Raw genomic sequence first — 19520 nt, forward strand, 5'->3', positions numbered from 1 at the left:
TTTTCATGGACGAACGAAATGAACGCACGCGAACACCTCACCGTCGAGCAGGCGCTCGACGCCGCCCCTGGAATGCTCACTGCTGAAGAGATCGAGCAGGCAACCGGCCTCGATGAGAAGGCAGTGCGCGCCGAATTGAGGCGAATCGCAGGGCTCGGCAACCTAGAGCATGTACCGGGCCGCGGGCGTGGGATCAAGTCGCGCTATGGCCTGATCGCACGACTGGGAACTGGAGTACTTGGATCCGCGCCGTCGCAATCAGCGGAAATTCCCCTAGTTGAGCAGAATCATGGGGTTGCTGCGGATGAGCCCGGTGCTCTCGCTGTGATCGCCGACATCCGCGCTGCGGTCGGCGACAAGACCGGGAAGATCATGCTGGGCGAACTTGCCGCGCACATCGGCAAGATCTACGAACTCGGCGAAGCTCATCGAGAGGCTTGCATGAGCTGGGAGCGGGCAATGATGGCCGCCATCGGCGCCGACGGCATCGGCGACGTCGTCGAGGCGATCGGGCAGCTGGAAGCCAGCAATCGCATCCGCGGCGAGAACTGCGACACCCTCCGCCAGCAGATCCTCGAGCGCGACAGCGCCATGGAGATCATGGATGCGCAGATCACTGCTGCCAGCGAGACGCTTGCGCCGTGCGTGCTCGGTGACGTCGACACCTCTGACATGGGCCTGCAGGAGATCGCCGAAGCCGTTGCCGTTGCGATGGCCGATACAGCCGCAAAGCTCGGTCGAGCGATCAGTGATAACGAGGCACTGCGCACGCAGCTGTCCGAGGCCTACGCCGAGCGCGACGAAATCAGGCTGCGTAACGATAGCCCGCCGGCAGATCAACCAGTCGGCTACCTGGTGCGCGCCGCGAAGCGCAAGCCCCGCACGCTGCAGGCCGAAGACAAAGCCCGCGAAGCCGCGCTCGGAGCGATCCGTGCCGGCGCACCGCGCGCGGAGGTCTTCGCGCTTGTGCCGGTCGGGCAAGCGAAGCGTGGTGCGGAGTGGAAGGAGGCGTGATGCAGATCGGCACCCCACACCGCAGCGCCATCGAGACCCGCGGCCTGCGCCCAATTGGCGAGTTGGCTCGCAACCGCCCCCACGGCGACCGCCTGCGCTACATGGCTGGCTGCCGTTGCCCGGCCTGTCGCGGCGCCAACACCGCGTACGAGCGCATGCGGGCCCGGGCACGAAAGGCCGGCGAAGCCAACCCCATCGTGCCGGCCGATGCCGCCCGCGCTCACATCCAAGCGCTGGCCGCGGCGGGCGTGGGCCGCCGCACGCTCTCGATCGCCACCGACATCACCGAGGCCACGCTGTGGGCCATCAAGCGCGGCGAGCGCGCCAACCTGCGGCGGGCCACCGAGAAGAAGATCCTCGCCATGCGCGCCGATCTGCTGGCCGACGGCGCCTTGGTGGATGCCGCGCCCACCTGGGCGCTCATCGATGCGCTGCTCAAGGCAGGCTTCACGAAACTGGCGATCGCCCGCGGGCTGGGCCAGCAAGGGGGAGGCCTGCAATTGAGGCGCACGCGGGTCACCGTCCGCAACGCCGAAAAGGTGCGCCGCCTGCACGACAAGCTGATGGCCGACGCCGAACGCCTGGTCGACGCCACACCGTCCGCCGTCCTGCTGCAAGAACTGCTCGACGAGGGCTACCTTCCCCAGCGCCTGAAGCGCGAAATCGACGGACTGCCCGAATCTATGAGCTTGCCCAAGAAGATCAGCGCCGGCCTGGCCAACCAGATCGCCGAGGCGCATAGGAGGCTCACGCAATGAACGAGCACCCCGTTTCACTCTCACGCGCAGACCGCCGCAAGTTCGAGAAGGCAATGCGGCGAGCGCCGCGGGCTACCCGGCAGAAGCCCACGCGCGCAGATCTTCCGCTGCGCCTGATCCCATGGAACATCCACGGCGTATGGGCGCCGCTCGACGCCATCCTAGCCAGACTCGATAGAGACGGCACAGCAGAGTACTCCGGCAGCGAGCCCGTCCTCTACGACCCCGGCACGAACGACTGGCACAACAGCGCCCAGGCCGTCCGCGGCATTGCTGATTTCCATGAGGTCGCAGCGCTGCGCAAGGGATGGACCATCAACACCGAGCCGATCACCCGCTTTGCGCGGCTGCTGGAGTCGGACGACGAGATTGCTCAGCAAGACATCGACGATGTACGCGCATGCGCCGACGTGCTGCGCCGCCTTTCCGGCAGCCTGACGCTGCGCGAGGCCAAGGCATACCTGAACGAGACGTGCATCAGGATCGAGGTCGAGAAGGCTGGGATGACTGGAGAGAAATGATGATCGAACACGAAGACCAAACGCCTTGCGCGTCGCGCGTCGAGACCCTGATCAGCAAGGTAATGGCCGAGCACCCGAGCAAGACACAGGCCGCCCAGCACGACTACTTCGAAGCGGTGCACCAGCAGCTTGCGCCGCTTGCACGGGAGCTTGAGCTCGAGAACGAAGTCCTGCGCGCTGAACTTGTCGCAGCGAAAGCTGCTGGGGAGTACCACGCAAACCAAACCTGCGAGGTCACTAAAGCGTATCAGTCTGAACTCGATGCGCTGAAGGGGAAGGAGCCCCTGTTCTGGGTTCGCCTGTGCGGCGATGGCACATATGAAGGACCAATCCACAACGCGCACATCGAGCCTGTACGAAAGCGGTCAGGCGCATGGATTCCGCTGGTGATGATCGACAGTGTCATTCCGCCTGCGCCGGAAGGCGCCCTGCCAGATCGCGATCAAAGCAAGCCCGCCGAGCAGCATGGGCTGTTCCGCAAGTTCGTTGTCAGCCGTACCGATGGCAGCGATGCGCCGGGCGGGAAGCACCACGGATGCCGCTATTTCGTGCTCGACGTGGATCACGACCAGCACGCGAGCGCAGCGCTGTCCGCATACGCGACGGCCCGTGAAGCGACTCACCCAGCCCTGGCAAAAGACCTGCGGGAGAAGTGGGGCGCGCCCCTTCCCGTCGCACAGCCAACGCCGAGCGTGCCGGATGAAGCGCGTGAGTGGGTTATGGCCGCAATCGCTCAAGCCCTGGGTAACGCATACGACTGCACGCGGGTGTGGGAGGCGTGGAGCTACGGAACGATGGATGAAGACGACTTCTCTCTGATCGCTGAAGACAGTGATCGCCTCAGAGAGATCGCGGACGCCGCCATTATGGCCATGGGCGCCTCTGCGCCGAAGCCGGATGCCGCATAGCGCGAATCCGAGCAGTGGAGAAAGATCAATGAGTTGCGACTACTGCACTGATCCTGACGGCGTGCCGTGCTTCCCCGTCTATGGCGTTGGCCCCCACATCCACGAGGGCCGAGACGGCAACCCGCTACTGGGCCGGACGATCCCGCTGCCGCCCGACGAGTGGCCCGACAACTACCGCGAGAGCAAGGACGATCCGGGCCATGGCGTTTGGTGGTGCCCGCACTGCGGAGAGGGGAAGCCGGAGGAAAATCCATGAACAAGACAATCGGAACCTGCTCAATCTGCGGCGGGCGTGTGACCGTGCCGCATATCTGGGGTGGGGTTACGCCGCCGACTCCGACCTGCGAGTCGTGCGGCGCGAGGGCAGCATCGCATGGGCCTGTGATCCCGATGCAACGGCCCGCGAACACCGGGTCAGTGCGCGTGACGATCGCAGCATCCGCCAAGACAGAGACCAACCCATGACCGCATTCGGCCTCATCGTTGCCGCCCTGATCATTGGGCACGACATCAGAAAGGGGCTCGAGCGAGTTGCCGATGCAATCGTGAGCCACCGCACACGTAACAGGAAGCACCAACCGCCGGCATGACCGGCGGTTTTTATTTCAGGAGACCACAGTGACCATCGCCATTGAGCAACACGCCGCCATGCTTCAACCCGTCACCCTCAGCGCGCACACCGAAAACCGCCTTCTGTTCTGGTCTTCGCCTGAAGATGCGCTTTTCCCTGCCGATGTCGCCGCCCACGTGCTTGACGTCGATTACTCCACCCTCGCCCGCTGGCGCTGCACCGAACAAGGGCCGAAGTTCTGCAAGCGGGGCAACAAGATCTATTACCGCAAGCGGGACCTGGTGGACTGGATGCAGAGCAAGCCCCAGGCCGGGGCATCACCGCAATGACAAAAGCACATACAGCGTGGCACAGTACCCGCTTCGCAACCCCCGAAGGAAGAGCATCATGAAGCGCATCATCACCGGCCTAGCCCTGTCTATAGCCCTCGTCGGCCCGGCGGCTGCCGCTTGCGTCGGCTCTGGCAGTCTGCGCACATGCATGGACGACAGCGGCAACACCTACACCGTGCAGCGCCTGGGCAACACCACCTACGTCGACGGCAGCAACCCCAACGGCTCGCGCTGGAGCCAGGAAAGCACCACTATCGGCAACACCACCTTCCACAACGGCACCGCAGCCGATGGGGGCAGCTGGAACGGCACCACCACCCGCATCGGCAACACGGTGATCAACAGCGGCACCGACTCGGACGGCAACCCGTACTCGTCGTCGTGCTACGGGCGCTTCTGCGATTGAGGGGGAGGAGATGAGACGCCTGGTCCTTGTTGCCCTGGCTGGCGCGCTCGTTGCCGGCTGCGGGGCCTCACAGCGCGAGGCCGAGCAAGCGGCCGCAAATCGCGCCCAGCGCGCCGAGTTTTCGTAGCGCTCACCCCGTGCCCGTCGCCCCGGCGGGCGCGCATTCATCCTGCGGGCAGCACATCCCTATCAGCTTCGCCTCGAGCCGATCCACAATCGGCCGCAGGCGCTCGATGTCACTCTGCACGTAGCCCGCCGTCACGTCGCCGGCCGCACCGCTCTTGTGGTTGAGCAAGCGCTTGACCACGAACGACGACACCTCGAGCGAATCCAGCCAGGTCGCAAACGTGCGTCGCAGATCATGCGGCGTCCACGCCAGATCATGCTTGGCGACCAGAATCTCGCGGATGTCGTGCGCGGGCGACGTATGCCCGACCTCGCGCTTTGGCGCAGGAAACACCCACGGCGAGCCGATCTTCTTTGCTGCAGCCACTCTGCGCTCCAGCATCGCTCGCACCCATGGACCGACCGGAACCTCGAAGCTCTCCCGGTTCTTCGTGTCCTCCACCTCGAACGTGCCCCGGCGCAGATTCACCTTGGCGACCTCCAGTCGCGCTGCCTCATAGCTGCGCATGCCGGTGAAAAGCAAGAAGCGCCAGTAGTCGCGCACAACCTCCCACCGATCAGGCCATCGCTCGTCCGCGACGTCATCGACGAGCTTCCACCACAGCGGCAATGTCGCCGCATCAAGGTAGTTCTTCCTCCGCCGCTCGCGGTTCCATAGCCGGCGCTGCCGCAGCACCACGACAGGATTCAACACGATCAGCGGCACCCCGCCGGGCTTGATGTATTGCTCGTTGTTGAGCGCGTAGTTCATGACCGCAGAGAGCGTACGCATCACCCGGTTTGCAGTGGTGCCTGACGGCTTCGCGGTAAGGGCCTTGTGCCGTTCGATCACCATCGAGGCGTCAATGCTGTCGGCGGGCAATGCGTGCCAGTCGGCAAGATACCTCCACAGCTTTCTGTAGTCGTCGACCGTGCGCGGCTTGAGCGGCGGGTCTGTCCTGGTGCGCTCGGTCAGGTAGTCCTCAAACAGCATGTCGAGCGTCACGACCTCAGTCGGCGCGGATTCGCGCCGCTCGTCGTGCGGGTTCTTGCCGGCGGCCATGCCGGCCAGGAGCCGCATACCTTCCACGCGCGCGTCGGGCAGCGTCACCACGCCAACGCGGCCGACCGTGACGCGCACGGTCTTGCCGCCCATTTTGCGCTCGACGATGTAGCTCTTTGCCCCGTTGGCGGTGACGCGCAGCGCGAAGCCAGGCACCTCGGAGTCACGAACGAACAGCGCGCCAGATTCTGGCGGCTCGATGGCCTCGATCACGGCCTTGGTCAGCTTCAGCTTCATGTTGTGGCTACACAGGCTACACAAGTAGCCACGAATCCTACCCCATGTAGCCAATCGGTAGCCGCCGGAAATCGCTCCTCTGCTATCCGACTGCACTGAATGAAATTACAGCAAAGAGCAGCAACCCTTTCACGCAGCATGCTCGACACCAATTCCCATCAAAAGGAATCTGATGCAAATCTCAGTGCAGCGCAGCGTAGATCTGTTCGGCCAGCTTGCGGCTGACGCCGTCGACGCGGCACAGGTCCTCGACCGTGGCGTCGCGCACGCCATCCAGTCCGCCGAAGGCGGCGAGCAGACTCCGCCGGCGTGAGGGGCCGACGCCCGGGATGTCCTCCAGTTTCGAGCCCACCCGTACCTTGCCGCGCTTGACGCGGTGGCCGGTGATCGCAAAACGGTGGGCCTCGTCGCGGATCTCCACGATCAGGTGCAGCGCGGCCGATTCGCCGCCGAGCGCCAGCCCTTCGCGGCCGTCGGGGAAGATCAGCGTCTCCAGTCCTGCCTTGCGCCCCTCGCCTTTCGCCACGCCCACCATCGCCACCGACTCGAGGCCGACTTCGGCGAGGATCGCGCGTGCGGCGCTCACCTGCCCCTTGCCGCCGTCGATCAGGATCAGGTCCGGGCACACGCTTTCGCCCGCCGCTACCTTGCCGTAACGGCGTTCCAGCGCCTGGCGCATCGCCGCGAAGTCGTCACCCGGGGTGATGCCGCTGATGTTGTAACGGCGGTACTCGGCACGCTTCATCGCGCCCGCCTCGCACACCACGCAGGACGCCACCGTGGCCTCGCCCATGGTGTGGCTGATGTCGAAGCACTCGATGCGCTGCGGCGCCTCGTCCATGCCGAGCGCCTCGCGCAGGGCGTCGAGGCGCTGCTCGATGCGGCCGGTATCGCGTGCGCGGGCCTGGATGGCGAGGCGGGCGTTCTTCTCCGCCATCTCCATCCAGGCCTTCTCGGCGGCAAAGCGCGGCGATACCACGCCCGGCGGGCGATCGGTGATCTCGGCCAATGTCTCCTTGACCGCCTCCGGCGCCAGATTCACCAGGATGCGCGCAGGGATCGGGTGCTGGCTGTAGTGCTGCTCGACAAAGGCGAGCAGGCTGTCTGCCGCACCGGAAACCGCCGCGCCGCTGGGGAACTGGGGACGGTCGCCGAGGTGGCGGCCGCCGCGCACCATGGCGATGTTCACGCAGGTCATGCCGTCCTCCTCGATCGCGGCGAGCACATCGACGTCCTCGTCCTTGCGGCTGTCTACGAACTGCTTGTGCAGCACCGCCTGCAACACGCGCACCTGGTCGCGGCAGGCGGCGGCCTCCTCGAAGGCCAGGCGGTCGGCGGCGGCCTGCATGCGCGTGCTGAGATCATCGATGACTTCGTTGGCCTGGCCGTCGAGGAAGCGCGTGGCGAGCTTTACGTCGGCCGCGTAGCCCTGGGGTTCGATGAGGCCGACGCAGGGCGCGGTGCAGCGCTTGATCTGATGCAGCAGGCAGGGACGCGAGCGGTTGGCGAAGACGGTATTCTCGCAAGTGCGCAGCTGGAAGGTCTTCTGCAGCAGGTGAATGCTCTCGCGCACCGCCCAGGCGTTCGGGAAGGGGCCGAAGTAGCGCGCGCCCTTGGTGAAGGCGCCGCGGTGGTAGGCGAGACGCGGGTATTCGTCGGCGGAGAGTTCGATGTAGGGGTAGGTCTTGTCGTCGCGGAAGAGGATGTTGTAGCGCGGCGCCAGGCTCTTGATGAGGTTGTTCTCGAGGATCAGGGCCTCGGCCTCGGAGCGGGTGGCGGTGATGTCGACGCGCTGGACCTGCGCGACCATCATGGCGATGCGCGGGCTGGAGACGGTCTTCTGGAAGTAACTGGAGACGCGGCGTCTGAGGTTCTTGGCCTTGCCGACGTAGAGCACCTTGTCGTCGGCGCCGATCATGCGATAGACGCCGGGTTCCTCGGTGAGGGTGCGGAGGAAGGGCTTGGGGTCGAAGGCGCTAACAGGCGTCGGATCGGTCATGGGGGGCGTGTTGAACGGGGCTAGAAACCATCGGTGACCTGAAGCGGATGCGGCGTGCTCCTTCCATGGTCTGCGGAACTCGCTCGCGCTGCTCGCTCAGACAGTCCTCGCCCATTTCAGGAACACCCCGCATCCGCTCCAGCGCAGTCAATACGCGACGGCCGCTTGAGAGCGGCGCTGCGTTGCCCGGGGATTATCCGTCCTTGCGCAGGACTTCGGTACGTTGCTGGCCGATGGTGGCGGCGGTCATCGTTGGCGCGACGCTCGTGTCTCCGGGAATGGACGCGACGTGTTCGCGAGCCTGGGAGTAGGCCGCGTGCAACTCCAGGGCGAAGGGATCGGCGAGCCAGGCTGGCCGGGCCGTGCTCGGCACGATCGCCGCGAGGCGGGCGAGGTTGTCGGCATCGGGAACCGGGGCCCAGCGGTCGAGCAGTTCGGCGGCGAGATCCGGGCGGTTGCAGACGAGCAGCATGTCGCAGCCGGCCTCGTAGGCGGCCTTGGCACGGCCGACGATGTCGCCGGCAAGGCGCGCGCCTTCCATGTTGAGGTCGTCGCTGAAGATCACGCCCTTAAAGCCGAGGCGGCCACGGAGCACGTCCTTGAGCCAGAAGGGCGAGAAGCCCGCCGGCTGCGGTTGCGGGCTGGGATCGGCCTTGGGGTAGATGACGTGGGCCGGCATCACGCCGGCGAGCTGGCGACCGAGGCGGTGGCGGTAGGGGGCGACGTCCTCGGCCCAGATCGTGTCGAAGTCGCGTTCGTCGACCGGCACGTCGTGGTGCGAGTCGGCCTCGACGAAGCCGTGGCCGGGGAAGTGCTTGCCGATGCAGCCCATGCCGGCATCGGCCATCCCCGCACACAGCGCCTGGGCGAGCGCGGCAACGGCCTGCGGGTCGCGATGGAAGGCGCGGTTGCCGATGGCGCGGCTGCAGCCATAGTCGAGATCGAGCACCGGCGTGAAGCTGAGGTCGACGCCATGCGCCAGCAGTTCGGCGGCAAGCACGAAGCCGGTAGCGCGGGCGGCATCGAGCGCCGCGAGGTGGTCCTGCGCCCACAGCGCGCCGAGGCTGCGCATGGCGGGCAGGCGGGTGAAGCCGTCGGTGCGGAAGCGCTGTACCCTGCCCCCTTCATGATCGACCGCGATGATCAGCGCCGGGTCGCGCAGTGCGCGGATCTCGGCGGTGAGCGCGCGAAGCTGGTCGGAGCCGGTGTAGTTGCGCGCGAACAGGATCACGCCGCCGACCAGAGGATCGAGCAGGCGCTCGCGCTCCGCGTCGGTGAGCGCAGTGCCGGCGACGTCGATCATGACGGGGCCGCGCGGACGGTGGATCGCTTGGCTCATGGGGTCAGGTCCTTGGACTCAGACGCGCTCGATCAGCGCGAACGCCACGACGTTGTCTTCCTCGTCGCTGATGCTGAGGTGGGCGCGCAGCGCGTGAGCCTGCATGTGCGCGGCGAGGCGATCGTCGTAACGGTACTCGGGCTTGCCGAGCGCATCGTGGGCGACGGCAACGGCGTGCAGCGTGGCGGGCACGGCCACACCGGTGCCGAGCGCCTTGCCGAACGCCTCCTTGGCGGCGAAGCGCTTGGCGAGGAAGCGTGCCGGGTCGCGGTGCGCACGCCATGCCTCGACCTCTGAAGCGGCGAGGATGCGCAGGGCGAAGCGCTCGCCGAAGCGCGCGAGTGACTTTCGCACACGCTCGATGCGCACGATGTCGGTACCGATGCCATGGATCACGCGTGTGCCTTCGCGGGCCGGGTCAGGCGGTCTGCGCCGCTTCGCGCATCAGGCGCTTCATCTCGACCACCGCCTCGCGCAGGCCGACGAAGACCGAGCGGCTGACGATGGCGTGGCCGATGTGCAGCTCGCGGATGCCGTGCAGGCGCGCGATCGGCTGCACGTTGTAGTAGTTGAGCGCATGACCGGCGTTGAAGCGCATCCCCAGGCGGCGGACAGCCTCGCCCGCGCTGCGGATCTTGTCGATTTCGGCAAGCACAGCCGGCGCTTCGGCATCGCGGCCGGCGGCATGGAAGGCGTGGGCGTAGGGGCCGGTGTGGATCTCGCACACGCGCGCGCCGATACGGGCAGCGGCCTCGATCTGGTCGACCTCGGCGTCGATGAAGACACTCGTGACGATACCGGCGTCGGCCAGGCGGGCGATGACGTCCTTGAGGCGCGCCTCCTGCGACAGCACGTCCAGCCCACCTTCGGTCGTGATCTCGTGACGCCCCTCCGGCACCAGCATCGCCATCTGCGGCCGGGTGCGGCAGGCGATCGCGACCATCTCGTCAGTGGCCGCCATCTCGAGGTTGAGCTTGACCTGGGTGAGTTCGGCCAAACGACGCACGTCCTCGTCGTTGATGTGGCGGCGATCCTCGCGCAGATGGATGGTGATGCCGTCCGCCCCGCCAAGGTGGGCTTCCACCGCGGCCCACACCGGATCGGGTTCCCAGGTGCGGCGCGCCTGGCGCAGCGTGGCGACGTGGTCGATGTTGACGCCGAGTTCGATCATCAGAGTTCCTGCAATTCCTTCAGCACCCGGCGCGACTGCAGCGGCTGGCCGCCCAGGGTGTGGTTGATCAGCATGCGCAGCAGGTGCTTGGACTGGGCGAGCGTTTCTGCGCGGGAAAAATCGTCGGCCGCCATGTCGAGCAGGGTCTGCCCCGACAGCAGCGGCTGGTCACCGAGCGCAGCCGCATCGATGCCCTCCTCCTCGAGGGCCTCCAGCCGCACCGGACCGCGCTCGATTATATAAAGGTAGCGCCCCTCGGGCCGCACTGGCGCGCCGCTCTCGGCCTCTGCGGCGAGCCCGGCCTCATAGCCGAGATCCTGCAGCAGGGCGAGCTCGAAACGGCGCAGGATCGGGGATTCGGGCTCGCCCCGAGCGAGCGCGCGCACCGCCTCGGCATAGGCCGCGAACAGCCGCGGATGCGGGTCCTCGCGCGCAGTCAGGCGCACCAGCAGCTCGTTGAGGTAGTAGCCGCAAATGAGCGCGCGACCGGTGAGCAAGGGCTGGCCGCCCTGCCACTCGGCGCGCACCAGCGTCTTCACCTCGCCGCCGCCGGACCAGTCCATCAGCAGCGGCTGGAAGGCCATCAGCACGCCGCGCAACTGCGAATACGGCCGCCGCGCGCCCTTGGCGACGAGACCGACGCGCCCATGGTCACGCGAGAAGACCTCGACGATCAGGCTCGTCTCGCGCCACGGCAGGGCGTGCAGCATCCAGGCGGGCTGCTGCTCGACGCGCTGTTTCGGACCCGCCATGCGCTGTCCTGCGGCTTACTCGTAGCCGAGGCTCTTCAGCGCGCGCTCGTCGTCGGCCCAGCCGCTCTTGACCTTGACCCAGACCTCGAGGAACACCTTGCCGTCGAACAGCTTCTCGAGCTCGACGCGAGCCTCGCTGGAAATGCGCTTGAGCTTCTCGCCGCCCTTGCCGATGACGATGGACTTGTGGCCCGCCTTGTCCACGATGACCGCAGCATGAATGCGGCGCAGGTTACCTTCGACCTCGAACTTCTCGATCTCGACCGCAATGCCGTAGGGCAGCTCGTCGCCGAGCAGACGGAACAGCTTCTCGCGCAGGAACTCCGACGCCAGGAAGCGCTCGCTGCGGTCGGTGATCTCGTCCTCCTCGAACATCGGCTCGCCGAACGGCAGCAGCGGCGTGGCGGCCTTGATCAGTTCCTCGACGTTGCGCCCCTTCTCGGCCGACAAGGGCACGATCTCGGCAAAGTCGCGCACCTTGCGAACCTCGTCGATGAAGGGCAGCAGGCGGGCCTTGTCCTTCAACTGGTCCACCTTGTTGATCACCAGGACGAGCTTCGCCGCCTCGGGAATCACCGACAGCACCTTGCGATCGTCCTCGCCGAAGCGCCCGGCCTCGATCACGAAGAACACCAGGTCGACGTCAGCGAGCGCCTGCGACACGCTGCGGTTCATGGCGCGGTTGAGCGCATTGCGGTGCTTGGTCTGGAAGCCCGGCGTATCGACGAACACGAACTGCGCACCGGCCTCGGTCAGGATGCCGGTGACGCGGTGGCGCGTGGTCTGCGCCTTGCTGGAGACGATGCTGATCTTCTGTCCGATCAGGCGGTTGAGCAGGGTCGATTTGCCGACGTTGGGGCGGCCGACGATAGCGACGAAACCGGCGCGAAAACCGCCCTCTCCGCCATGGTCTGCTGCGTTCTGATCTGGATGCTGTTCGTTCATTTGTTCCTCAAGGCTGCCAGCGCAAGCTCGGCCGACTGCTGTTCCGCCACGCGGCGGCTGGGGCCCCGTCCAAGGGTGCGGACGCCGAATTTCGGCACTTCGCAGGCCACCTCGAACTCCTGCGCATGCGCCTCGCCGAGCGCCTGCACCATCGTATATGTCGGCAACGCCACCTTGCGCGCCTGAAGCCATTCCTGCAAGGCCGTCTTGGGGTCCTTGCTGGGCCGCTTGGGATCGACCTCGCCGACCGCCTGCGCGTAGAGGCGGTCGATGACGGCCTTCGCCGCGTCGAAACCCGCATCGAGGAAGACGGCGGCAAACACCGCTTCCATCGCATCGGCCAGGATGGACGGACGGCGTGCGCCCCCCGACTTCAGTTCGCCCTCGCCCAGCCGCAGCACATCGCCCAGCTCGAGATCGAGCGCGATGCGGTACAGCGCGTCCTGGCGGACCAGCGAGGCCCGCACGCGCGACAGCTCGCCCTCGCGCAGCTGGCCGAAGCGGCCGAAAAGGGCGATCGACATCACGCAGTTGAGAATGCTGTCGCCGAGAAACTCGAAGCGTTCGTTGTTCGGCTGCCCGAAACTGCGGTGGGTCAACGCCTCGTTGAGCAGGCCAGGATCACGAAACCGGTGCCCGAGCCTGTCCTGCAGGCGGTCAAGCGACATCGGCTCAACGCCCCTCGCTGGTGGCGTGGAAGTCGATCACCAGGCTCACGTTGGCGAACAGCGGGACACGACGCTCGTACTCGGCCTCGACCAGCGTGCGCCCATTGACCTTCTCGATGAACAGGTCCGCGCCCTGCACCGAACTCACGTTGTCGACCTCGGCGCGGCGGCTGAAGCTGCTGCGGATCTGGCTGACGGAAGCACCGTCGTCACCTTCCTGCGCCAGCGCACCGACGATGCGCTCCACCGCCATGTACTCGGTGACCGCCGGAACCGTGCGGAAACCCACCAATATCGCCATTGCCGCAACCGCGCCCACGATGAGCACGCTGATGAGGGTCAGGCCGCGTTGTTTCGTGTGGTTCTTCATTCAAGCCCCCGAACGTCAGTGAAAGCCGCCAATGCGCTTCATGTCGTTGAAATTGAACCAGATGAAGAAGGCCTTGCCGACGATGTTCTCTTCCGGCACGAACCCCCACACCCGGCTGTCGCTGCTGGCATCGCGATTGTCGCCCATGACGAAGTAATGCCCGTCGGGCACGGTACACGCAACGCCGGCGCTCGTGTAGGTGCAGTTCTCACGGAACGGGAAGTTCATCACCTGGGGCACGAAGGCCGGCGCGTCACGTTCGATCAGCACCGCGTGCTCAACCTCGCCGAGCTTCTCGGTGTACTGGGGCGAATAGTAGAGACGATCCGGGTGCAGGTAGCTGCCGGCCTCGGCAATGGCGACGGCCTCGCCGTTGATCGTGAGGCGCTTGTTGCGATACTCGACACGGTCGCCCGGCAGCCCCACCACACGCTTGATGTAGTCGAGCGACGGATCGGCCGGATAGCGGAACACCATCACGTCGCCGCGCTTGGGCAGGTTCACCTCGATGACCTTCTTGTTGATCACCGGCAGCCGGATGCCGTAGGTCCACTTGTTGACGAGAATGAAGTCGCCCACCAGCAGGGTCGGGATCATCGAGCCCGAAGGAATCTTGAACGGCTCGACCACGAACGAGCGCAGGCCGAACACGATCACGATGACCGGAAAGAAGCTCGCGCCGTATTCCACCCACCACGGCGCCGGCTCGTGCGAGGAACGTCGCTTGCGCGCATGGAAATGGTCGAAGCACCACAACACTCCGGTGGCAAGGAGCAACAGGAGAAGGATCAGGGCGAAGTTCATGCGCGTTCGGTCACTTGCTCTCGTCGGTACGCAGTACGGCGAGGAAAGCTTCCTGCGGAATCTCGACGTTGCCGACCTGCTTCATCCGCTTCTTGCCTTCCTTCTGCTTCTCGAGCAGTTTCTTCTTGCGCGAGATGTCGCCGCCATAGCACTTGGCAAGCACGTTCTTGCGCAGCGCCTTGATCGTTTCGCGCGCGATGATGTGGGAACCGATCGCGGCCTGTACGGCAACGTCGAACATCTGGCGCGGAATCAGCCCGCGCAGCTTGGCCGCCAGCTCGCGGCCGCGGTACTGCGCGCTGGCGCGGTGCACGATAACCGACAACGCATCAACCTTCTCGCCGCCCACCATCAGGTCGAGCTTGACCAGGTCGGCAGCACGGTACTCCTTGAACTCGTAGTCGAGCGAGGCGTAGCCACGCGAAACGGACTTCAGCTTGTCGAAGAAATCCATGACGACTTCGTTCATCGGCATGTCGTAGGTCAGCTGCACCTGACGGCCGTGATAGCGCATGTCGACCTGCACGCCGCGCTTCTGGTTACACAGCGTGATCACGGGGCCCACGTAGTCCTGCGGCAGGAAGATCGTGGCGGTGATGATCGGCTCGCGGATCTCCGCGTACTTGCCCACTTCGGGCAGCTTGGCCGGGTTCTCGACATGAATGATCTCGCCGCTGTTCAACACCACCTCGTAGACCACCGTCGGCGCAGTGGTGATGAGGTCCATGTCGAACTCGCGCTCCAGGCGCTCTTGCACGATGTCCATGTGCAACAGGCCGAGGAAGCCGCAGCGGAAGCCGAAACCCAACGCCTGCGAGACTTCGGGCTCGAACTGCAACGAGGCGTCGTTGAGGCGCAGCTTCTCGAGCGAATCGCGCAACTGGTCGTATTCGGACGACTCCACCGGATACAGGCCGGCGAAAACCTGCGGCTTGATCTCCTTGAAGCCCGGCAGCGGCTCCGCGGCCGGCTTGTTGGCCAGCGTCACCGTGTCACCGACCTTGGCCGCCTCGAGTTCCTTGATGCCGGCGATGATGAAGCCCACCTCACCGGCGCACAGCTGGTCGCGTCCAACCGAGCGCGGTGTGAACACGCCGACCTGATCGCAAGGGTACTGTGCCCCGGACGACATCAGCAGGATGCGGTCCTTGGGCTTGAGCACGCCATCGACCACGCGCACCAGCATGACCACCCCGACGTAGTTGTCGAACCACGAGTCGATGATCAGCGCCTTCAGCGGCCCGTCCGGATTGCCCTTCGGTGCCGGCATGCGGGCGACGATCGCCTCGAGCACGTCCTGCACGCCGAGCCCGGTCTTCGCCGAACACAGAACGGCCTCCGTCGCATCGACGCCGATGACATCCTCGATCTCGCTGCGGGCGTTGTCAGGGTCGGCCGCCGGCAGGTCGATCTTGTTGAGGACCGGCACCACCTCGACGTTCAGGTCGAGTGCGGTGTAGCAGTTCGCCACAGTCTGGGCTTCGACGCCCTGCGAGGCATCCACGACCAGCAGCGCACCTTCACAGGCTGCGAGCGAGCGGCTGACCTCATACGAGAAGTCGACGTGACCCGGGGTGTCGATGAGGTTCAGGTTATAGACTTGGCCGTCCTTCGCCTTGTAGCTCAGTGCCGCCGTCTGCGCCTTGATGGTGATGCCGCGCTCGCGCTCGATGTCCATCGAGTCGAGCACCTGCTCTTCCATCTCGCGCTCGGACAGACCGCCGCAGAAGTGAATCAGACGATCGGCCAGGGTCGATTTGCCGTGGTCGATGTGGGCGATGATCGAGAAATTTCGGATATGGTTCATGCGAAACGAAAAGGGTGCCTCGCAGCACCCGTTTCGGAATGAGTTCGGGAAAGTGCCTGAAAAAGGCTCGTCAGGCTCGCGATTCTAGCGGAAAACCGCTGCAATAAGCGCGCACTGCGGCCTCATCGAGGTGGTAGTGGCACAGCTCGCGCTCGCCGTGCAGCAGCACCGGCACCAGTTCGTCCCAACGCGCCTCGAGCTCCGGATGCCGATCAACGTCGATGACCTCGATCTTCCAGCCATACTCGGTGGCAATCGGCTCGAGCGCGGCGACCAGGTCATGGCAGAGGTGACACCACTCACGGCTCAGCACCGTAAACGTGCGCTCGGCCGCGACTGCGCTCACTTGCCCGCCCTCAGGCTGACGTAGGAGGTCGCCTCGCCGCGCCGCACCAGCAGCGTCACCTGTTGTCCGGCCTCAAGCCCACCGACGAAGCGGTCGAAGTCGGCCACCGAGTTCAGGCGCACCTGCCGTCCGCTGACCACGGCGGCCAGTACCACGTCGCCCTGGCGAACCTCCGCCCGCGCAGCCGCCCCTTGCGAGCGCTGCACAACCAAGCCTTCGGACAGCCCCTGATCGCGCCGCTGCGCCGCAGTCGGCGGCGCCAGCACCAGCCCGAGCCGGTTCGGCGCCACTGCCGAGCGCGAACCGTTGGCCGACACTGCAGGCTGCTTTGGATCCTGCCACTCGCCCACAGTGAGCTTCAGGTTCTGCAAGGTGCCCGCGCGATAGACATCGACCGGCACGCTCGTACCGGGCTGCACCGCCGCGACGATGCGCGGCAGGTCGTTAGACGCCCCGACCTCGCGGCCCGCGAAGCGGACGATCACGTCGCCCTGCTGGATACCCCCCTGCGCCGCCGGGCTGTCCGGCTCGACCGAACTGACCAGCGCACCCGACGCCCGCGGCAGACCGAAGCCGTCGGCCAGATCGCGGGTGACCTCCTGGATCGCCACGCCGATCCGGCCGCGCTGCACGCGGCCCTTTGTCCGCAACTGCCGCTGCACGTCCATCGCCACGTCGATCGGAATCGCGAACGACAGGCCCATGAAGCCCCCCGTCCGGCTGTAGATCTGCGAGTTGATGCCGACCACCTCACCCCTCAGGTTGAAGAGCGGCCCACCCGAGTTGCCAGGATTGATCGCCACGTCGGTCTGGATGAAAGGCACGAAGTTCTCGTCGGGCAACGAGCGCCCCTTCGCACTGACGATCCCCGCGGTGACCGACTGGTCGAACCCGAACGGCGACCCGATCGCGACCACCCATTCACCGACCTTCAAGCGCTCGGGGTCGCCCTGCGTCACACGCGGCAGCCCCGTCGCCTCGATCTTGATCAGCGCGACGTCACTGCGCACGTCTGCACCGATGACGCGCGCGCTGAACTCGCGCTTGTCGGCAAGGCGCACGAGAATCTCCTCGGCCTCCTCGACCACGTGCGCATTCGTCAGGATGTAACCATCGTCGCTGATGATGAAACCGGAGCCCAGCGACTGGTTGTCGGGATCCGAGCCGGGAAACTCCGGATGCTTCGGAATGAACTTGCGGAAGAAGTCGAACATCGGGTCCGACTCGTCCAGGTTCGGGAACGGCAACTGCGCCCGCTCGCTGCGCTCCTGCGTCGTACTGATGTTCACCACAGCGGCGCCCTGACGCTCCACCAGCGCGGTAAAGTCGGGCAGCGACGCGGCGATCGCAGCCGGCAGCCACAGCGCAAGTCCGACCACCATCCACAGCCGTCGAATGACGGAAAGACTCATCGCGATTCCTCGAACGAATGAAGGCATGCAGCCTCGGGAGCGAGCTTCATCTGGAGCTGGGTGCGCCAGCTGCGGCTGCGGAACAACAGGCGATTGAGGCCGTACGCGAACCCGAGCCCGAGCGCGCCACCGACTGCCGCCGCCGCATCGACCGGGCCTTCGCCCGATAACGCCACCCCGGCAGCCGCCCCAAGCAGGAGCAGCACGGCGCCCAGACCGTAACTCGCCATGGCCGCCTTGAGGGCTCCACCATCCGGGATGGCGATCAGCACCCGATCGCCCGGGGCCAGAACGAGCTCGCTCGGCAGCCAGAACTCCGCCGTGGGCAAGCCGAACGCCTGAGTGATCTGAACCGAGCGACAGCCACCCGGCTCATCGCACCGTCCGCAGCCTCCGCCGGCATTCGAGACCCGCAGGCGCACCCGCCCCGGCTCCACCTGCAACACCTGCGCCTGAGCCTGCATCACTGTCCGGCAGGCTGGATGGCGTCGCCGATGATCCTGACCGCGCGCTCGGGCACTTCGCCAAGCGCCGTGACCAGATGACCATTCACGGAACGTTTGTAGATATTGATTGCACCACTGGCCAGCGGCCCGAGCCCGACCTGCGCGCCATCGCCCATCGGCTCGATGAAGACCGACACCGAGGCAAGTCCGTCACTGAAGACCATATGAACCGCCTGCCCGCGCTCGGGTCCCAGCGGTCGGCGCATCACCGAGGTCAGCGCATATCCCGGAGGTGCCGCAGCCACCGTCCAGCCGCTCTCGGCCTTGGAAAGTTCACTGCCCCGGGCGTTCACGACACGCCAGCCATCGACGTCGTCAAAGCGCGGCTTCAGCAACTGGGCATCGATGTCGCCGCCGATGCGGACATCGCTGAAGGCGAACTGCTCGATGACCTGACCTGCTTCGTTGACCGTGCGCGCCTTCAACAGCAGCCCCGACTGCATCTCGGCCCACAAGGTATGACCGTAGCGCAGATCGTCGCGCGGCTCGAGGATGAGCGCCTGAGCCTCGAGCCCGGCGACCCGGCCAACCTCACCCTTGCGGATCCGGTAGCTCTCGGCCAGCCCCACGGGTGAAACCGGCAGACGCGCCGGGAAAGCCCTGCGACCGGCGGATTCGTCGATGATCACGGTACGCTGGTCGGGCAGGACACACCGGACCTCGTTGCCCGATCGAATGACCTCTCGCGGACTCCCGTCCAGCACTTCGAGCCGCTCGTGCTCACCGCTGGCGTCGACCCGATGCGCGATGCGGGAGGTTTCGACATGGCTGCCCGACTGGTACATGAACGTCCCAACGTAGTTGAGTCGTTGCCCGGCTGTCGCGATGCGCCCCATCCAGGCCAGGGGGTCCGCTGGCGTTTCCGCGAATGCGGGCCCCTGCAGCAAGAGCGCGCACACCCCCAGAACTGCGGCGAAACCCCTCATCGACCCGAGCCCTCGGGCTGCGCCGAAACGGTTCTGACGTACTGCACGGCGGCCGGCATCGGACCGCCGCTGACGCCTTGATGGGCGAAGACGTACTCGCGCATCGGATCGTCCGCCAGCCCCTGCACGCGCGACACCGTAACGGCGGACGAGCCACTGCTGGCAACAACCGGGGGCGCTGCGACCCGCTGCACCGCAATCGTCGCAGGCACGGGGTCTTCCTGCGAATAAAGCGTGGCAGCCACGAGCCCGACGGCCGCAACGCCCATCACCGAAGCTGCGATGGGCATCAGCTTGTGCCACAGGCCACTGCCCGAGGCACTGCCGGCGAACGCAGCCGGAGCCAGTACCGTCGGCTCGTCCTCCAGCCCTGCCATCACGCGATCGACAAAGCCGACCGAACCCGCTCGCTCGCCTCGGATGGCATCGCCAATCAGGCAGTACGCATCCCAGTCGCGGCGCAGCGTCTCATCCCGGCGCAAGCCTTCGAAAATCGGTCGCATTGCCTGTTCGTCGAGATCACCATCGATCAGGGCCGAGAGTTTGTCCTTCATGCCTAC

General features: G+C 66.0%; 23 protein-coding genes. 7 read left to right on the forward strand and 16 right to left on the reverse strand.

All coding sequences use genetic code 11. The annotated features are described in order from the left end of the window. Positions 1-18 precede the first annotated feature (18 nt). The 7 genes from AC731_RS06655 (at position 19) to AC731_RS06685 (ending at position 4510) form a co-directional block, all read left to right on the forward strand. The gene (locus AC731_RS06655) at positions 19-1014 is read left to right on the forward strand and encodes a hypothetical protein (protein ID WP_156480663.1); all 996 of its coding nucleotides are present in this window, start codon (positions 19-21) and stop codon (positions 1012-1014) included. Then, positions 1014-1772 carry a hypothetical protein gene (locus AC731_RS06660; RefSeq protein ID WP_048703077.1) on the forward strand — a complete coding sequence of 253 codons (759 nt, stop codon included), beginning with the start codon at positions 1014-1016 and terminating at the stop codon, positions 1770-1772. The genes AC731_RS06655 and AC731_RS06660 overlap by 1 nt, the downstream gene beginning before the upstream one ends. Beyond that, on the forward strand, positions 1769-2293 hold the full coding sequence (locus tag AC731_RS06665) for a hypothetical protein (protein WP_048703074.1): 525 nt from the start codon (positions 1769-1771) through the stop codon (positions 2291-2293). Before AC731_RS06660 ends, AC731_RS06665 begins: the two co-directional genes overlap by 4 nt. Further along, on the forward strand, positions 2290-3201 hold the full coding sequence (locus AC731_RS06670; RefSeq protein WP_156480664.1) for a hypothetical protein: 912 nt from the start codon (positions 2290-2292) through the stop codon (positions 3199-3201). Before AC731_RS06665 ends, AC731_RS06670 begins: the two co-directional genes overlap by 4 nt. 200 nt (positions 3202-3401) lie before the next feature. Beyond that, positions 3402-3791 carry a hypothetical protein gene (locus AC731_RS20040; RefSeq protein WP_048703069.1) on the forward strand — a complete coding sequence of 130 codons (390 nt, stop codon included), beginning with the start codon at positions 3402-3404 and terminating at the stop codon, positions 3789-3791. A 28-nt stretch (positions 3792-3819) separates the two neighbouring features. Further along, the gene (locus AC731_RS06680; protein WP_048703066.1) at positions 3820-4101 is read left to right on the forward strand and encodes a helix-turn-helix domain-containing protein; all 282 of its coding nucleotides are present in this window, start codon (positions 3820-3822) and stop codon (positions 4099-4101) included. Positions 4102-4159: 58 nt separating this feature from the next. Further along, on the forward strand, positions 4160-4510 hold the full coding sequence (locus AC731_RS06685) for a hypothetical protein (protein ID WP_048703064.1): 351 nt from the start codon (positions 4160-4162) through the stop codon (positions 4508-4510). A 130-nt stretch (positions 4511-4640) separates the two neighbouring features. Here the strand turns inward: AC731_RS06685 and AC731_RS06690 are convergent, their stop codons facing one another. From AC731_RS06690 to AC731_RS06765, 16 genes are all read right to left on the reverse strand, one after another. Next, positions 4641-5915, reverse strand: a complete 1275-nt coding sequence (locus tag AC731_RS06690; protein WP_048703061.1) for an integrase family protein — start codon at positions 5913-5915, stop codon at positions 4641-4643. 181 nt (positions 5916-6096) lie between these two features. After that, positions 6097-7914, reverse strand: coding sequence for an excinuclease ABC subunit UvrC (gene uvrC / locus AC731_RS06695; protein ID WP_048703059.1), 1818 nt, complete (start codon positions 7912-7914; stop codon positions 6097-6099). A 193-nt stretch (positions 7915-8107) separates the two neighbouring features. Continuing rightward, positions 8108-9253 carry a beta-N-acetylhexosaminidase gene (gene nagZ / locus AC731_RS06700; protein WP_048703056.1) on the reverse strand — a complete coding sequence of 382 codons (1146 nt, stop codon included), beginning with the start codon at positions 9251-9253 and terminating at the stop codon, positions 8108-8110. Positions 9254-9271: 18 nt separating this feature from the next. After that, positions 9272-9649, reverse strand: a complete 378-nt coding sequence (gene acpS, locus AC731_RS06705; protein ID WP_004255920.1) for a holo-ACP synthase — start codon at positions 9647-9649, stop codon at positions 9272-9274. Between the two features lie 22 nt (positions 9650-9671). Further along, positions 9672-10424, reverse strand: coding sequence for a pyridoxine 5'-phosphate synthase (locus AC731_RS06710; protein ID WP_048703053.1), 753 nt, complete (start codon positions 10422-10424; stop codon positions 9672-9674). Further along, a complete protein-coding gene (gene recO, locus AC731_RS06715) occupies positions 10424-11176 on the reverse strand; it encodes a DNA repair protein RecO (RefSeq protein ID WP_048703051.1) in 753 nt (250 codons plus the stop codon). Before recO ends, AC731_RS06710 begins: the two co-directional genes overlap by 1 nt. Positions 11177-11191: 15 nt before the next feature. Continuing rightward, entirely contained in the window at positions 11192-12121 is a 930-nt protein-coding gene (era, locus tag AC731_RS06720; protein WP_048703049.1) for a GTPase Era, read from the reverse strand. Next, positions 12118-12789 (reverse strand): ribonuclease III, encoded by a 672-nt coding sequence (gene rnc, locus AC731_RS06725; RefSeq protein ID WP_048703046.1) that lies wholly within the window; start codon positions 12787-12789, stop codon positions 12118-12120. The genes era and rnc overlap by 4 nt, the downstream gene beginning before the upstream one ends. Positions 12790-12793: 4 nt before the next feature. After that, positions 12794-13159 (reverse strand): DUF4845 domain-containing protein, encoded by a 366-nt coding sequence (locus AC731_RS06730; protein ID WP_004255929.1) that lies wholly within the window; start codon positions 13157-13159, stop codon positions 12794-12796. Positions 13160-13174: 15 nt separating this feature from the next. Continuing rightward, the gene (gene lepB / locus AC731_RS06735; protein ID WP_004255932.1) at positions 13175-13963 is read right to left on the reverse strand and encodes a signal peptidase I; all 789 of its coding nucleotides are present in this window, start codon (positions 13961-13963) and stop codon (positions 13175-13177) included. Between the two features lie 10 nt (positions 13964-13973). Further along, entirely contained in the window at positions 13974-15770 is a 1797-nt protein-coding gene (lepA, locus tag AC731_RS06740) for a translation elongation factor 4 (protein ID WP_004255934.1), read from the reverse strand. A 70-nt stretch (positions 15771-15840) separates the two neighbouring features. Then, positions 15841-16116, reverse strand: coding sequence for a glutaredoxin family protein (locus tag AC731_RS06745; RefSeq protein ID WP_048703045.1), 276 nt, complete (start codon positions 16114-16116; stop codon positions 15841-15843). Continuing rightward, entirely contained in the window at positions 16113-17528 is a 1416-nt protein-coding gene (locus AC731_RS06750; RefSeq protein ID WP_048703043.1) for a Do family serine endopeptidase, read from the reverse strand. The genes AC731_RS06745 and AC731_RS06750 overlap by 4 nt, the downstream gene beginning before the upstream one ends. Continuing rightward, the gene (locus tag AC731_RS06755; RefSeq protein ID WP_048703041.1) at positions 17525-17992 is read right to left on the reverse strand and encodes a SoxR reducing system RseC family protein; all 468 of its coding nucleotides are present in this window, start codon (positions 17990-17992) and stop codon (positions 17525-17527) included. The genes AC731_RS06750 and AC731_RS06755 overlap by 4 nt, the downstream gene beginning before the upstream one ends. Beyond that, positions 17992-18960, reverse strand: a complete 969-nt coding sequence (locus AC731_RS06760) for a MucB/RseB C-terminal domain-containing protein (protein WP_038011139.1) — start codon at positions 18958-18960, stop codon at positions 17992-17994. Before AC731_RS06760 ends, AC731_RS06755 begins: the two co-directional genes overlap by 1 nt. Then, a complete protein-coding gene (locus AC731_RS06765) occupies positions 18957-19514 on the reverse strand; it encodes a sigma-E factor negative regulatory protein (RefSeq protein WP_004255945.1) in 558 nt (185 codons plus the stop codon). Before AC731_RS06765 ends, AC731_RS06760 begins: the two co-directional genes overlap by 4 nt. Positions 19515-19520: the final 6 nt, after the last annotated feature.

Origin of the sequence: Thauera humireducens, from assembly GCF_001051995.2 — a bacterium.
GTDB classification, from domain to species: Bacteria; Pseudomonadota; Gammaproteobacteria; order Burkholderiales; family Rhodocyclaceae; genus Thauera; species Thauera humireducens.

Excerpts from the sequence above, each read along its gene's own strand:
- AC731_RS06655 (WP_156480663.1), top strand. The coding sequence starts at position 19 with ATGAACGCACGCGAACACCTCACCGTCGAGCAGGCGCTCGACGCCGCC.
- AC731_RS06660 (WP_048703077.1), top strand. The coding sequence starts at position 1,014 with ATGCAGATCGGCACCCCACACCGCAGCGCCATCGAGACCCGCGGCCTG.
- AC731_RS06665 (WP_048703074.1), top strand. The coding sequence starts at position 1,769 with ATGAACGAGCACCCCGTTTCACTCTCACGCGCAGACCGCCGCAAGTTC.
- AC731_RS06670 (WP_156480664.1), top strand. The coding sequence starts at position 2,290 with ATGATGATCGAACACGAAGACCAAACGCCTTGCGCGTCGCGCGTCGAG.
- AC731_RS20040 (WP_048703069.1), top strand. The coding sequence starts at position 3,402 with ATGGCGTTTGGTGGTGCCCGCACTGCGGAGAGGGGAAGCCGGAGGAAA.
- AC731_RS06685 (WP_048703064.1), top strand. The coding sequence starts at position 4,160 with ATGAAGCGCATCATCACCGGCCTAGCCCTGTCTATAGCCCTCGTCGGC.
- AC731_RS06690 (WP_048703061.1), bottom strand. The coding sequence starts at position 5,915 with ATGAAGCTGAAGCTGACCAAGGCCGTGATCGAGGCCATCGAGCCGCCA.
- uvrC (WP_048703059.1), bottom strand. The coding sequence starts at position 7,914 with ATGACCGATCCGACGCCTGTTAGCGCCTTCGACCCCAAGCCCTTCCTC.
- nagZ (WP_048703056.1), bottom strand. The coding sequence starts at position 9,253 with ATGAGCCAAGCGATCCACCGTCCGCGCGGCCCCGTCATGATCGACGTC.
- AC731_RS06710 (WP_048703053.1), bottom strand. The coding sequence starts at position 10,424 with ATGATCGAACTCGGCGTCAACATCGACCACGTCGCCACGCTGCGCCAG.
- recO (WP_048703051.1), bottom strand. The coding sequence starts at position 11,176 with ATGGCGGGTCCGAAACAGCGCGTCGAGCAGCAGCCCGCCTGGATGCTG.
- era (WP_048703049.1), bottom strand. The coding sequence starts at position 12,121 with ATGAACGAACAGCATCCAGATCAGAACGCAGCAGACCATGGCGGAGAG.
- rnc (WP_048703046.1), bottom strand. The coding sequence starts at position 12,789 with ATGTCGCTTGACCGCCTGCAGGACAGGCTCGGGCACCGGTTTCGTGAT.
- AC731_RS06730 (WP_004255929.1), bottom strand. The coding sequence starts at position 13,159 with ATGAAGAACCACACGAAACAACGCGGCCTGACCCTCATCAGCGTGCTC.
- lepB (WP_004255932.1), bottom strand. The coding sequence starts at position 13,963 with ATGAACTTCGCCCTGATCCTTCTCCTGTTGCTCCTTGCCACCGGAGTG.
- lepA (WP_004255934.1), bottom strand. The coding sequence starts at position 15,770 with ATGAACCATATCCGAAATTTCTCGATCATCGCCCACATCGACCACGGC.
- AC731_RS06750 (WP_048703043.1), bottom strand. The coding sequence starts at position 17,528 with ATGAGTCTTTCCGTCATTCGACGGCTGTGGATGGTGGTCGGACTTGCG.
- AC731_RS06755 (WP_048703041.1), bottom strand. The coding sequence starts at position 17,992 with ATGCAGGCTCAGGCGCAGGTGTTGCAGGTGGAGCCGGGGCGGGTGCGC.
- AC731_RS06760 (WP_038011139.1), bottom strand. The coding sequence starts at position 18,960 with ATGAGGGGTTTCGCCGCAGTTCTGGGGGTGTGCGCGCTCTTGCTGCAG.
- AC731_RS06765 (WP_004255945.1), bottom strand. The coding sequence starts at position 19,514 with ATGAAGGACAAACTCTCGGCCCTGATCGATGGTGATCTCGACGAACAG.